Source organism: Acinetobacter sp. IRS14 (genome assembly GCF_034650275.1).
GTDB classification, from domain to species: Bacteria; Pseudomonadota; Gammaproteobacteria; order Pseudomonadales; family Moraxellaceae; genus Acinetobacter; species Acinetobacter oleivorans.
On sequence record NZ_JAOVFN010000008.1, the window covers coordinates 58698 to 72367 of the forward strand.

Below are 13670 nucleotides of genomic sequence, written 5' to 3' on the forward strand. Positions count from 1 at the left end.
AAATTTAATGAGCTGTATAGCATAAATCTTGACTTTATAGTCACATTTTAATCAAGTATCGTTTTGGAACTCATGTAAATTAAAGTCATTAAAAGCTAATCATTACGTAATATCATGGATAACACTTTTGAATCATTTTGGATGACCTGCGAAGATGGTTATCAACTTGCTGCACAATTTTATCCAACTCAATCAAAGAAATCGGTACATCCTGTTTTGATTTGTCCAGCAACAGGTATCACCAAAAACTTTTATCATTCTTTTGCTACATGGTTAAGTCAGCAAGGCTATGATGTATTAAGCTTTGATTTCCGTGGAATTGGAGATTCATTGCATGGGCCGTTAAAGCAAAGTACAGCGAGTATTAATGATTGGGGAACGCTTGATATCCCTTGCGCAATTGAAACTTTATTAGAAAAAGCCGAAGCAGAAAAAGTTACTCTTCTTGGCCATAGTGCGGGTGGGCAACTGCTAGGGATTGTGCCAAATTTTCATAAAGTCGCAAAAGTTGTTGCAGTAGCAGGTTCTACAGGCCATGTAAAAGGACTTAAAGGTAAAACAAAATTTCTAGCCCCCGTCATGTTTAACGTTATCTTTCCAATTTCGAGTACTTTAAAAGGCTATGGTGCTACTCAATTTATTGGAATGGGTGAAAATTTGCCTAAGAAAGTCGCACAACAGTGGAGAGAGTTTTGTAGTCACCCAGGCTATGTGAAAAATGCTATTGGTAAAACTATTTTTCATGACTTTCACACTGAAATTATTTGCCCTATTACTTCTATTTGGGCAAGTGATGATGAAATTGCCACTCAACACAACGTTGCAGATTTATTAAGTTTATATCCGAATGCATCTACTAAAATGCTAGAATTGAATCCAACAAAACTCGGCTATAAATCAATTGGGCATATGTTAATGTTTAAAAAATCACATCAAAAGCTGTGGTCAGTCTTAGAGCAAGAAATTCAATAGTAATTTAAATTCTATCATTTAGTTTTTGCCTCTATGCCCGTAATCCGGTGTAGAGGTTTTTTTATTATTAGCAGTCCCCTTTTTATAAAATAACTTTATTAAATTTATAGTTACCATAAGAAACTAAAATATATTAAGTCGTGATTCCTTTGTATTTTTAATAAGCATTATTTACGTAAATACGTCGATATAAACTTAAAGTTCTGCTATGGTAATTTGTCTGAAGCTGTTGTTTAAAAACAGGTAAACCAACCTATTTTAATACAAACAGCTTCTTTTTTTCTGTTTTAGTTAAAACCTAAGAAATTGTTCAAGGATAAGTATGCTAGCACTCGAGCCTCGACATATTCATATGAATCAACATGCTGTTGATAAAAAGCATGCATTACAGTGTCTAGTAGATATATTAGTAAAAGATGGGTTAGTTACGCCTGAATATATAACAGGACTCATCAATCGTGAACAACAAAGCGCTACCTATTTAGGCCAAGGTATTGCTATTCCGCATGGTACGCCACAATCTCGTGAATTTATTTTAGAAACAGGTATTCGGTTAGCTCACTTTCCTGAAGGAATAGTCTGGGATGAGGAAAACACGATTTATTTAGCTGTTGTTATTGCAGCAAAATCTGATGAGCATTTACAAGTACTACAAATATTAACTAGAGCGTTAATGCAGGATGTAAGTGAACAAGTAAAAAATGCGACACAACCTGAGCAAATTATTGAACTATTACAAGCTCAACCCCTATCCTTAACACTGCATGAAAATTTAATTCAAACTGAAATTGAATCTCAAGATATCGAAGACTTATTGTGGTCAGCCTCTCAAATTCTCAAAAAACATAATTTCGTAAAATGTGGTTTTTTAAGCTCACTTGAGCCAGATCAAGTTATCCAGTTACAAGACCAGATCTGGTCTATTTCTAGCAGTAAGTTTGTTCAACAGCCAGCAATCAGTATTGTAAAACCACGCCATGCTTTAGATGTAAATGGACAAAAACTAAATACTCTCGTCTGTATTGCTGCTAATGAGCAGTTAGATAGTCAAAGATTTAACCGACTTATTGATATTTTATTTAACCCAGAACAAGTCGCACAGCTAGATCAAACACAAGCACCAAATGAAATTGCTAAAATTATTGGTGCAGATGTTATTCCAGATTGGCCTCATCGTTCGGTTGTATTAGCCAATGCCCATGGATTACATGCTCGACCAGCGACTCATTTGGTGAACTTAACTAAAAGTTTTCAAGGTGATATTCAGGTCGCGGTGGACGATGGTAATTTTGTTTCGGCCAAAAGTTTGACGCGCCTCTTGGCTTTAGGATGTAAACGTGGTCAAACTTTACGTTTTATTGCCGAGCCAGAAACAGATGCTGTTGAAGCTTTAGATAAAGTTATTCAGGCCGTGCAACAAGGCTTAGGAGAAGAAGTTGAACCTATTCAATCTTCAGATACCCAAGCTCAATCGCCTCAAACAGTCAAGTCATTGCCGAAAACATTGAGTACAAATACAGGTATTCCAGCTTCTAGTGGTCTAGCTTTTGGCCCCGTACATGTCATCAAACCTAAGGTTTACCAATATGAACGTATGGGTTTAAGCGTTAAAGCAGAAAAAGAGAAACTTGATATTGCTCTTCACGCAGTTAAAAACAATATTCACCAAGTTATTGCAAAATCTGAAGTAGCTGAAATTAAGCAAATTTTCCAAGCACATTTGGAAATGCTAGACGACCCAGATCTTATCAATGGTGTTTATCAAAAGATCAACTTAAACCTTTCTGCTCCTGCTGCTTGGCATGAACATATTGAAGCAGCAGCTAAAGAGCAAGCAGCTTTACCAGACCGCTTATTGGCTGAGCGTGCTACAGACTTACGTGATATTGGCGATCGGGTTTTAGCACAGCTCTGTGGTGAAGTTATTATCGAAGAGCCTAAAGAACCTTATATTTTGATCATGTATGATGTGGGCCCTAGTGATGTGGCTCGCCTCAATAAAGATCGAGTAGCAGGTATTTTGACAGCTGTAGGCGGCGCAAGTGCACATAGCGCTATTGTTGCTCGTGCTTTAGGTATTCCTGCAATTGTTGGTGCTGGTAATCAAGTACTAGAGATTGAACAAAAGAGTTCTCTTTTAATTAATGGAGATACAGGAACTTTTGTATTAAACCCGAACACTCAGCAAATCGAACAAGCAAAACAAGAACGAGAGCTTCAACAAAAAATTCGTGAAGAGGCTGAACATCACAGCCAAGAACCTGCGATTACCCTAGATCAACATCAAATTGAAGTTGCTGCAAATTTAGGAAAAGTTCAAGCTACAGCCCACGCGGTAGAATGTGGCGCAGAAGCAATTGGCTTACTTAGAACAGAGCTTGTTTTTATGGCTCATAGCAGTGCTCCAAGTGAAGCTACCCAAGAAGCAGATTATCGTGTTGTGCTAGATGCCCTCGCTGGTCGCCCACTTGTAGTACGTACTCTTGATGTAGGTGGTGACAAACCACTTCCTTACTTACCAATTGCTGAAGAAGAAAATCCATTTTTAGGCTTAAGAGGTATTCGTTTGACACTAAGACAGCCAGAGCTGTTACGTCAACAACTTATCGCTTTGCTTAAAGCTGCAGATGATCGTCCTTTAAGAATCATGTTTCCAATGATTGGCCGTGTGGAAGAATGGCGTGCTGCCAAAGCTATTCTTGATGAAGTTAAAGCTGCACATCCATGCGCTGACTTACAAGTTGGTATTATGATAGAAGTTCCTTCTGCTGCTTTACTTGCGCCTATTCTTGCTCAAGAAGTGGACTTTTTTAGCATAGGAACAAATGACTTAACCCAATATACTTTAGCTATTGACCGTGGTCACCCTATCCTCTCGGCTGAAGCAGACGGCCTCCACCCAAGTATTTTGCAATTGATTGATCACACTGTAAAAGCTGCACACAAACATGGCAAATGGGTGGGTATATGCGGAGAACTCGCAGCTGATCCAAAAGCTGTACCGATTATTATGGGATTAGGCGTAGATGAGCTCAGCATGTCTCCAAATAGTATTCCTTTAGTAAAAGCCCAAATTCGTACACTTAACTACAGCCAAGCTCAAGCGCTTGCAAAACGCGCACTAGAATGTGAAAGCGCCACTGCTGTACGTCAGTTATCCGAACAAGAAATCTAAAGATTAGGAACAGTAATGGCTAAAGTTTTAACAATTACTTTAAATCCTGCAATTGATGTAACGATACAACTCAATGAGTTACAGGTTGGCGAGGTAAATCGCCAAGAATCTGTAGAAATACATGCAGCAGGCAAAGGATTAAATATTGCACAAGTTTTAAAAGATTTGGGGCATGAAGTTATCGTTTCTGGCTTTCTAGGAACAACGAACAAACAAATTTTTGATGATCATTTTAAAGAAGCTCAATTCCAACCTGAGTTTATTTATATTGAGGGCGAGACTCGTCAAAATATAAAAATTGCTGAACATTCTGGGCGTATGACTGATTTAAATGGAAAAGGTTTCCTAGTTTCTGAACTAGATAAAAAGAACCTCTTTCAAAAAATCGAAATGATTTTGCCACAAGTAGATGTAGTTGCCATTGCCGGGAGCCTTCCACAAGGTTTTAGTATTGATGAATTACAGCAACTTATTAAGCTCATTCAACAGCAAGGGAAAAAAGTTGCACTTGATACAAGTGGTAAAGCATTGGTCGCTGCAATTGAATGTCAACCATGGATGATTAAACCAAATACAGATGAGTTAGTAGAAAGTTATCAGCTTCCTGCCGCGACTTATGCTGAACAAAAAAAGCTTTTTGAAAACTTAGCTAAAATTGAGCATGTCGTTATTTCAATGGGCGAAGACGGTGTAAACTGGCTACACAACACTCACCCACTTCATGCCAAAGCCCCTAAAGTAGTAGTTAAAAGTACTGTTGGTGCAGGTGACTCTCTTTTAGCAGGCATGATTCATGGCTTAATAAATGACTTCTCTGATGAAGAAACATTAAAAACTGCTACCGCAATCGCAAGCCATGCTGTCACACAAATTGGCTTTCGTATTCCTAATGCTGAAACGCTAAACCAATTAAAAGCCCAAACCACAATCAATTCATTGAGTGAATCTGATGCTAACTGCTAAACATTTATTATTTGTCATTAATAGTCCGCAACAGCAAGTCAATGCTTTGATTTTAGCTCGGAAACTTGCACAAGTCGCATCTCAACAGGGTTATCCAAACAACATTATCTCGCTTGATGAATTTGAAATAAGTGAAAACTTTGATCAAGTCATTGTTGTTGGACAACGCCCGAAAGATCTTAATAGTTTTGGTACATATCCATTATCTTTCATTAGCATTGAAGAGATAAAAAATGATGTTCACACAGCTTTCCAAACTGCCTTAGACCATTTTAAGCCAGCTCAAGATTGGATAAGTGATAATAGCTTGGCAGTAACTACTACTAAAAAGTTTGTAGCAATCACTGCGTGTCCTACGGGTGTTGCCCATACTTTTATGGCTGCCGAAGCTTTACAACAAGGTGCAGAAAAGCTTGGGTATGAGATTGAAGTAGAAACACAAGGTTCTGTTGGTGCAAAAAATATTTTATCAGCTCAAGCTATTGCTAAAGCAGACATTGTGATTCTTGCCACTGACATTGAAGTTAACACAGACCGTTTTGTAGGTAAGCGTGTTTATCGGTGTGGTACAGGTTTTGCTCTAAAGCAAACAAATAAAGCCTTTGCTGAAGCAATCAGCAATGCGCAAGTTTTAGAACAAGGTAAGCAACAAGCATCGACAGAAAATAAAGATAAAACCGAAAAAGTTGGCGTATATAAACATCTCTTAACTGGTGTTTCTTTTATGCTGCCTATGGTGGTGGCTGGAGGTCTGTTAATTGCTCTCTCCTTATGCTTTGGCTTAAATGCTGCTGAGCAAGCTGGAAGTTTACCAGCCATATTAAAACAAATTGGTGCTGCGGCATTTATGCTCATGGTCCCGATGTTATCGGGCTATATTGCCTACTCAATTGCTGATCGCCCTGGTCTTGCACCTGGTTTAATTGGGGGCTTACTCGCCTCTCAGCTACAAGCAGGTTTTTTAGGCGGTATTGTTTCAGGTTTTCTTGCGGGTTATATCGCACTATTTATTGCTAAAAAACTTAAACTCCCTACAAGTTTAGAAGCACTTAAACCAATTTTAATTATTCCATTATTAGGTACATTATTTGTTGGTCTCATTATGTTCTACGTGGTTGGACAACCTGTAGCACATATTTTCGAGCTAATGAAAGACTTCTTAAATAACATGGGTACAACAAATGCTGTGTTAATGGGAATTATATTAGCCAGCATGATGTGTATAGATTTAGGCGGTCCAATCAATAAGGCAGCCTACGCTTTTACTGTCGGATTGTTGACAACAAATACCTATATGCCAATGGCAGCAACAATGGCCGGCGGTATGGTCCCTGCAATTGGTATGGCTATCGCGACTTTCATTGCTAAAAATAAATTTAGTACAGGAGAGAAAGATGCTGGAAAAGCTGCTTTCGTATTAGGTTTATGTTTTATTTCCGAGGGTGCTATTCCCTTTGCAGCTAAAGACCCAATGCGTGTTATTCCAACCTGCATTTTAGGTGGAGCTGTGACTGGAGCACTTGTTGCATTATTCCATTGTGAATTAGTTACTCCTCACGGCGGCGTATTTGTTCTTTTAATTCCAAATGCAATTAACCATGCTTGGTTATATCTCGCTGCCATAGCAGCAGGTAGTATCGTTACAGGCATAAGCTATGCGATTGTTAAGAAAAAGATAGAAGAAAAAATTGTGACCACTGCATAATTAAAAAAGGGAGAATATAAATTCTCCCTTTTTTTTAGATTTCATATGTTTCAACAAATAAAACTCTTCAATTACCCGCTTTACGCCTCGCATAATTTAATCTAAATAACTGTTGCTATAAGCTGCGCTAGCACTCCCTTCTCCAACTTTATTGTTAAAGTGAACCTATCTGAGATTTAGAAGATGAGTAGCATGCAACATGAGCAAAAACTCTTAAAAATATAATTTATAGACAAAAATACCTCTATTTCAAATAGCTTATTATCTAAAATAATTTTTTAATTTATTAATAAAAATCAGTTATTTAATATAGAAATCGAATTTTATTTTACTAAATAATAGATGTTTCATGTTAAATGTATGGTAAATTTCGCCAACACCAAAACAATACAAGTAATTGATATTTATAAATATTTTTTATTTAAATATCTTAATTTTTCATAGTTATGACTTTAGAGACAAAAACTTTCTCGTTCAATGCCACGTTCAAATCATAATTTTTTTTCTACGATGCGCTTATAAGCCAATATCGTTCAATTAACGATCAATCAAGCCTAGATGCAATCTTGTATATCTGTTCAAAGATTTTAAGGAATTAATGGCTATGACTTATCAAGTCACATTAACTTTCAACAAACTTTGACCATAGTAGAAGAGTATTTTTAGTTTGTGCAAAGTATAGGAAAACTTATCAAGACAAGGTCCTTTAAACCATGTCATTGTTAAATTTAGCTATATAAATTTTGCTCACCAAGTAAAGTCCTGATATAACTTGCTTGATGAAACTATATTTTTCAACTATTAAAGATAGTTCACCAGAAATGCGATTCACCAAGGTATGGGGAAAAGTCAATGACAAAGAAGTATGCGCGTTTTTTACCTACAACAGAATCTTTTACTCTTGAAGATTTTCCATATTATTGGATTACTCAAGTACATGCTCAGTATGTACAAAACATTGATAATGCTTTAAAAAAATATGGTTTAGATAACTCACGTCGACGCATTATGTTGGCTTTAAGTAGTAAGCCTCATGCGAGTGTTTCTGAACTTTCAGATATGATTATTTCAAAAATGTCGACGACTACCAAGATTGTTTACCGTTTAAAAGATGAAGGTTTGGTTGAGACTTATTCTTGTCAGACCGATGGTCGAATCACCCGCGTAGTACTTACAGACAAAGGTACTGAAATGATCAATAAGATTAATGACCTAACCAGCGTAGTACTCGAACAATCATTCGAAGGTATCACCCCTTTGCAATTAGAAAAAATGATGGAAAGTTTGAAATTACTTTTAAAGAATCTTTCTCGTTAAAAATAGGATAGACATATTATTAAGCTCTCTTAGGAGAGCTTTTCTATTTTAAGCTCTCGTCTGGGTATTGATAGAAACAACACTTCACATAAAATAAGCAATTAACTTCTCATCTGTTGACTTGAGTCCTTAACTCCAGTAGAAATTCTCTTTCAACAACTGCATAGCAAATTTTTGAAAATGGCTAAAAGAAAATACAAAAGTGACAAGTTTCAAGTGCGTCGTATTAACCGTCAATGGTGGGTACTTGAAAAAGACCTTGAATCAAACTGCTATTTAAAACATGAACAAGTGGCAACAAAGACCTTAGCAAACAACTATGCTGATGATTATATTGAACAATATTATATGAATCTTTATATTCAACAAGAGTTGAAAAAACCTGAAACTGTATAAAAAAGCCATTTGGCTTTTTTTTATTTTTAATATTTAAAGATTATATGGACAAAAATTAAGAATAAAAAAAACCTACATCTTGGGGAAAATGTAGGCTATAAAATGCACAAAAAGGAAATATATATCCTTCTTGATGGAAAGAATTTTACGATAATATAAGCCTTTATTTTATATTACTTTTGTAAACTTAGTAGTGGTTATTGTATTTGTTTAGACTTTTAAAAACCTCTCCGTCTTTATATATCATGGTTAAATTTTGGCTTATTAAGATTTTAATTCTCGCAATTTAATCCTTCTCATTTTTATAATTTATTTTGATGGCTTTTATTAAAATAGTTCTTCAGAGACAAATATAAGCTTCTGTTTTAATAAGTTTTTTACAAAAATAAGCATAAATCTTTTTTTAACTTAAGACAGATAAAAATTAATAAATAACAAAAACATAAATTAAATATTAAGTATATAATTTATTTAAGATCTCAATTTTAGTTCAAAAAAAAGTCAATTGAAATTTATTTATTACTGTTTTGATTACTACAGAAAGATTACAATAACGACTAATAATTAGATTACCCGCCCATACAATCTTTCTAGGCATGTTATGACTTCAATGTCGAACAACACCCAAAAGCATTTTATTGTTGAGCAGATTCCACTACCGACTTGGGTCAGTGATGAAAATGGCTTGATATTATATTGCAATGCAGAGTGTACAGAATATTGGCAGGATACTTTTTCTCCATTACCTCAGCAATGGTTAGATTTTATATCTCCTGTCGATTTAGACGAAGTCAAAAATAGATGGCTCGAAGCAATTCGCCTGCAAAAAAGAATAGAATTAAAATGCCGACTTTTACAAAGTGGCAATCAATATAGATGGTGCAAACTTTCCATTCAAGCATCCAAATATCGCGGCTCGTCTCTAGCCAGCGAATGGTATGTCAGCTTTTTAGATATTGATCACGATATTCAAGAGCAACAAAACTTGCAAAAGAATATTGAAATACAAAATCAAATGTTAGACATCAGTGTAGATTGCATTAAAGTGTTGAATGTAGACGGCACAGTTTCTCATATGAATAAATCAGGATGCCTCGCTTTAGGTGTTCCTGTTGATGAAACAAAATTTGGAATGAAATGGCTTGAGCTATTGCCACCTCATATTCGTAAACGTGGACGTGTCGCTTTAAAAAAAGCCCTTCAAGGCAAAATTGCAAGATTCGCTGGAATGAGCTGTTTACCAGATCAGGACCCCGAATATTGGGATAATATGTTGACCCCGATTCATCGGGAAAATGGTGAAATCATACAAATACTGTGTGTATCTCGTAACGTGACTCAACAGCATCTGACAGAAAATCAACTTAGAAATATGAGTGAAAGAGATGAGCTGACCGGATTATGTAATCGGCGTTCATTTAAATTTCAGCTTAAACGGACTCTTGCATATTCAAAAGATAGCCAAACAAGTGTGGGGTTGCTATTAATTGACCTTGATCATTTTAAGCATATTAATGACACATTAGGGCATAGCGCAGGCGACCATCTTTTAAAAGTTTTATCCAAACGTTTTAGTCATTGTGTTGATGATGAAAGATGCTTTGTCGCACGACTGGGTGGAGATGAATTTGCGGTTATTATTAATAACCTTAAATCTGAAAGCGATGTGCGTGACCTAGCCGCAATTTTACTTCAGCAGCTAAATCAACCTATTACCTATTTAGGCAATGTTCTAAATGGTGGTATGAGTATTGGTTGTGCGATTTATCCTCAAGATGCCGTCGACCAATCAGGTTTACTCAGTTGTGCAGATATGGCATTGCATGATTTAAAAGCACGTGGTCGTGGTGGTATTCGCATGTATGATCCATGCATGATGCAAATGACCGAAACAGTCGCTTCTCAGCTTAATTTAGCACGTCAGCTTATTCGTCATCATACTATTCAGCCCTACTATCAACCTAAAGTAGATTTAAAAACTCATCGTGTTGTAGGTTTTGAAGCTTTATTGCGATGGCATACAACTTCCGCTCAAAGAGGCTATCCTTCTCAAATTGCAGAAGCTTTTAAAGATTATAATTTAGCGAGTAAAATCGGTGAAACGATGCAACATCAAGTTTTACGTGATATTGCAAAATGGATAGATCTTGGTATTAAACCCCTTCCTGTTTCACTCAATGCTGCTCCAGTTGAGTTTTTAAGAGACAACTATGCTGAACGGCTTTTGAAAAAGATCAATCAATTTCAAATTCCAACACATTATATTGAAGTAGAAGTCACTGAACATATGTTGGGCGATCGAGGTTCAGAGTATGTGATCCGTGCACTTAATAAATTAAAACAACATGGCGTACATATTGCTCTAGATGATTTTGGTACAGGTTTTTCATCACTTACCCATATTCGTGACTATCCAATTGACAGTTTAAAAGTAGACTGTAGTTTTATTCAAAAGATGCAGCATGACCCATCAATTTATGCGATTGTTCAAGCAATTGGGTTACTCGCTCCAAATTTATCACTGGGGCTTATTGCAGAAGGTATTGAAACCCCTGAACAAGAAGAACTACTTCGACAATTTGGATATAGTATAGGCCAAGGATTCTTGTTTGAATCTGCTATAGATGCCAATCAAGTCATTTCAATACTTAAGCAGAATCAACCCTACTTAGAAAGTCATTATCATGCTTTAAGATAAAATTTATAATAAAATCTCTCATCTTTCTCCATACTAAAAATAAACAATAATCTTTCAAAAATTGTTCATAATATAAGCATAAAGATAATAAATCGGTGTTTTGGCACCATACATTGTCACAGGACAATAAGGAGCAATATATGAGTTATCACCATATCTTGGTTCCAGTCGATGGTTCTCCTACCTCACTCATTGCTGTCAATCATGCAGCAGCACTTGCTAAGGCCTTTGGTAGTAAAGTGACTCTAGTATATGCGCTTACTATAGATCCTTTTATTTCTGTAGAATTCATTGATAGTACAGAATTAGCACAGGATTACTTTAATAAAGCTAGAGCATCTATTCAGGGTATTTTAGACCAAGCGAAAGAACAATTTAGCCAACATGGAATTTCTGTTGAAACAAAAATTGTTGAAGGTCAAACAATTCACACAGAAATTATTAAAGCCGCTACTGAACTCAAAGCAGACCTATTGGTGATTGGTTCTCATGGTCGAAAAGGGTTTAAAAAGTTCTTCTTAGGAAGTGTGACTCAAGCTCTTTTAGGAGAAATTCATTTACCGGTATTAGTCGTAACTGAATAATTTTTATTAAGCTAAAAAAACCGATCTTATGTAGATCGGTTTTTTAATGGCCTGGGTTACTGAGCTTTATATGTAAATTTAATCAGAGACCCAGGGTTTTCTAATGTGTTCGTTACAGAGCCATCATCTTTTTGGACATTTCCGGCTGTATCAGTCAACACGTACAAAACATTTCCATCTGGACTTGCAATCACGTCACGATAACGGTTGTTGCTTTTAAACATTGGTACCGCATCATCATAAGTCGCACTATACGTTGGATCTAACTTAATACGGAAAATAACACCACGTTTTAAAGATGGAACCAACAATGTATTTTCCCAACCAGCAATTGCTTTTTTGCCGCCCTTATAGACATAAGCAGATGACGGCGCAACGGTTGGCCAGCAAATGTAGGTCATATCCCCACAAGTTGGGTCATTATAGTTATAGGTATCCTGCACGGTATATAAAGTTTTTAACGGCGGTACAAAGTTTTTACCAGTCCATTCAGACTCTTTCGTCACAGGTACACCTGCCGCTACTTTTACTCCGTTTTGCCCTAAATCTTTAATTTGTGACTTATTGGTTGCTGCTGAATAATTTGCATAGGCATAGCCACTATCATCTTTGTAACCCGCTACATTTGGCCAACCATAGTTACCACCTTTAACTATGAGGTTAATTTCATCGTCAGAGTTTGGACCTTGTTCAGATTGCAACAATTTACCATTTGGAGTAAATGCTAAGCCCTGTGGATTACGGTGTCCGAGCGTATAAATATGGCTAACCACCCCGTTAAAACTTGGATTATCTTTTGGAATACTTCCATCAAGATTTAAGCGTAGTACTTTACCCATATAGGTATGATAGTCTTTGCTACTCACTTCTTGTTGAGTCGGCGTATGTTGTGCCTGATTTGGCAAGAATAAATAAGCAAGCTGGTTACGACCTTGGTCACCAATCGTATAGTAAATCTTTTGGTCTGGACCAATGACAAGACGACCGGATTGATGGTCTTTCGATGAAGGTAATCCTGCTAATAAATCGACAGGCTTCTCAAGTGTATCAGTTGACTTGTTATAGGTATATCGACGAATAATCGTTTGGTTCGGGAGTTCTCTATCTGTAGATTTCGGATTTTTAAATGTACCTGAAATATAGATATAAGGATTATTTTTAAAATCAGGATGGAAAGCAAAGCCTAATAAACCATTTTGTCCATCAGCATCATTTACAATCTCAGGCACCTGAAAAACTTTTTTTACACTGCCCGATTCCGGATTCACTCTTAGAATCTTACCTGTTGCGCGCTCTGTTAACCAAATTTGATTATCAGGTCCCCACAACAAAGCATGTGGTTTATTTAAATTAGATAGAATAACTTTCTTGTCAAAGTTTTCTGATTTCGCTTTAGCAAATTGAGATGGAGTTAGAGGAACATCAGCAAATGCTGAGAGTGTAACTAGCTGAGCAGCGCCAAATAAAGCAATTTTAGCCAATAAATGTTTATTCATGTGTCCACCTTATAAATTGTCAAAATTTTCCGAGAATTTTTAAACCTCTAATAAAGGGTTTGTACGAGTTCTCTATATGATTTGTATTATGATGAATAACGAATCTATTAAAATCTAAATTTCTGAAAGGCTCTGTTGCATAAAAGTAGCTATCAAAAATGAACAAACTCTCTTTAAGATGAGCAGCTTAACTATACGATTTATCTATTCTATTCATTTTATATCTGAAACTTTTTTGAAATGGCCATTATTTAAATAAATATTTATTAACGAAGTAATTGATAGTTAAAAATTAATACTCAAAGAGACAATTCTAATTATAAAAATATACATCACTAAAGACTAAAAGTTAGAAGCTGTAATT

General features: G+C 36.0%; 9 protein-coding genes. 8 read left to right on the forward strand and 1 reads right to left on the reverse strand.

Going from position 1 to position 13670, the window contains the following annotated elements:
• The first annotated feature begins 114 nt into the window (after positions 1–114).
• The 8 genes from ODQ17_RS09780 to ODQ17_RS09815 all read left to right on the forward strand — a co-directional run bounded on the left by ODQ17_RS09780 (position 115) and on the right by ODQ17_RS09815 (position 11810).
• Positions 115–972 carry an alpha/beta hydrolase family protein gene (locus ODQ17_RS09780; protein ID WP_322903239.1) on the forward strand — a complete coding sequence of 286 codons (858 nt, stop codon included), beginning with the start codon at positions 115–117 and terminating at the stop codon, positions 970–972.
• 322 nt (positions 973–1294) lie between these two features.
• Positions 1295–4147, forward strand: a complete 2853-nt coding sequence (gene ptsP, locus ODQ17_RS09785; protein WP_322903241.1) for a phosphoenolpyruvate--protein phosphotransferase — start codon at positions 1295–1297, stop codon at positions 4145–4147.
• A gap of 15 nt (positions 4148–4162) precedes the next feature.
• A complete protein-coding gene (gene pfkB, locus ODQ17_RS09790) occupies positions 4163–5110 on the forward strand; it encodes a 1-phosphofructokinase (protein ID WP_322903243.1) in 948 nt (315 codons plus the stop codon).
• Positions 5097–6815, forward strand: a complete 1719-nt coding sequence (locus ODQ17_RS09795; RefSeq protein ID WP_322903245.1) for a fructose-specific PTS transporter subunit EIIC — start codon at positions 5097–5099, stop codon at positions 6813–6815. The genes pfkB and ODQ17_RS09795 overlap by 14 nt, the downstream gene beginning before the upstream one ends.
• Positions 6816–7667: 852 nt before the next feature.
• Complete coding sequence (locus ODQ17_RS09800; RefSeq protein ID WP_004791909.1) at positions 7668–8132, forward strand: MarR family winged helix-turn-helix transcriptional regulator; 465 nt, start codon at positions 7668–7670, stop codon at positions 8130–8132.
• Positions 8133–8312: 180 nt separating this feature from the next.
• Positions 8313–8528 carry a hypothetical protein gene (locus tag ODQ17_RS09805; RefSeq protein WP_003652142.1) on the forward strand — a complete coding sequence of 72 codons (216 nt, stop codon included), beginning with the start codon at positions 8313–8315 and terminating at the stop codon, positions 8526–8528.
• A gap of 601 nt (positions 8529–9129) precedes the next feature.
• Positions 9130–11226, forward strand: coding sequence for a sensor domain-containing protein (locus ODQ17_RS09810; protein ID WP_322903248.1), 2097 nt, complete (start codon positions 9130–9132; stop codon positions 11224–11226).
• 140 nt (positions 11227–11366) lie between these two features.
• Entirely contained in the window at positions 11367–11810 is a 444-nt protein-coding gene (locus ODQ17_RS09815; protein ID WP_005046644.1) for a universal stress protein, read from the forward strand.
• A 56-nt stretch (positions 11811–11866) separates the two neighbouring features.
• On the opposite strand, the gene ODQ17_RS09820 is transcribed toward ODQ17_RS09815, so the two are convergent.
• Positions 11867–13306 carry a glucose/sorbosone family PQQ-dependent dehydrogenase gene (locus ODQ17_RS09820; protein WP_322903250.1) on the reverse strand — a complete coding sequence of 480 codons (1440 nt, stop codon included), beginning with the start codon at positions 13304–13306 and terminating at the stop codon, positions 11867–11869.
• Positions 13307–13670 lie beyond the last annotated feature (364 nt).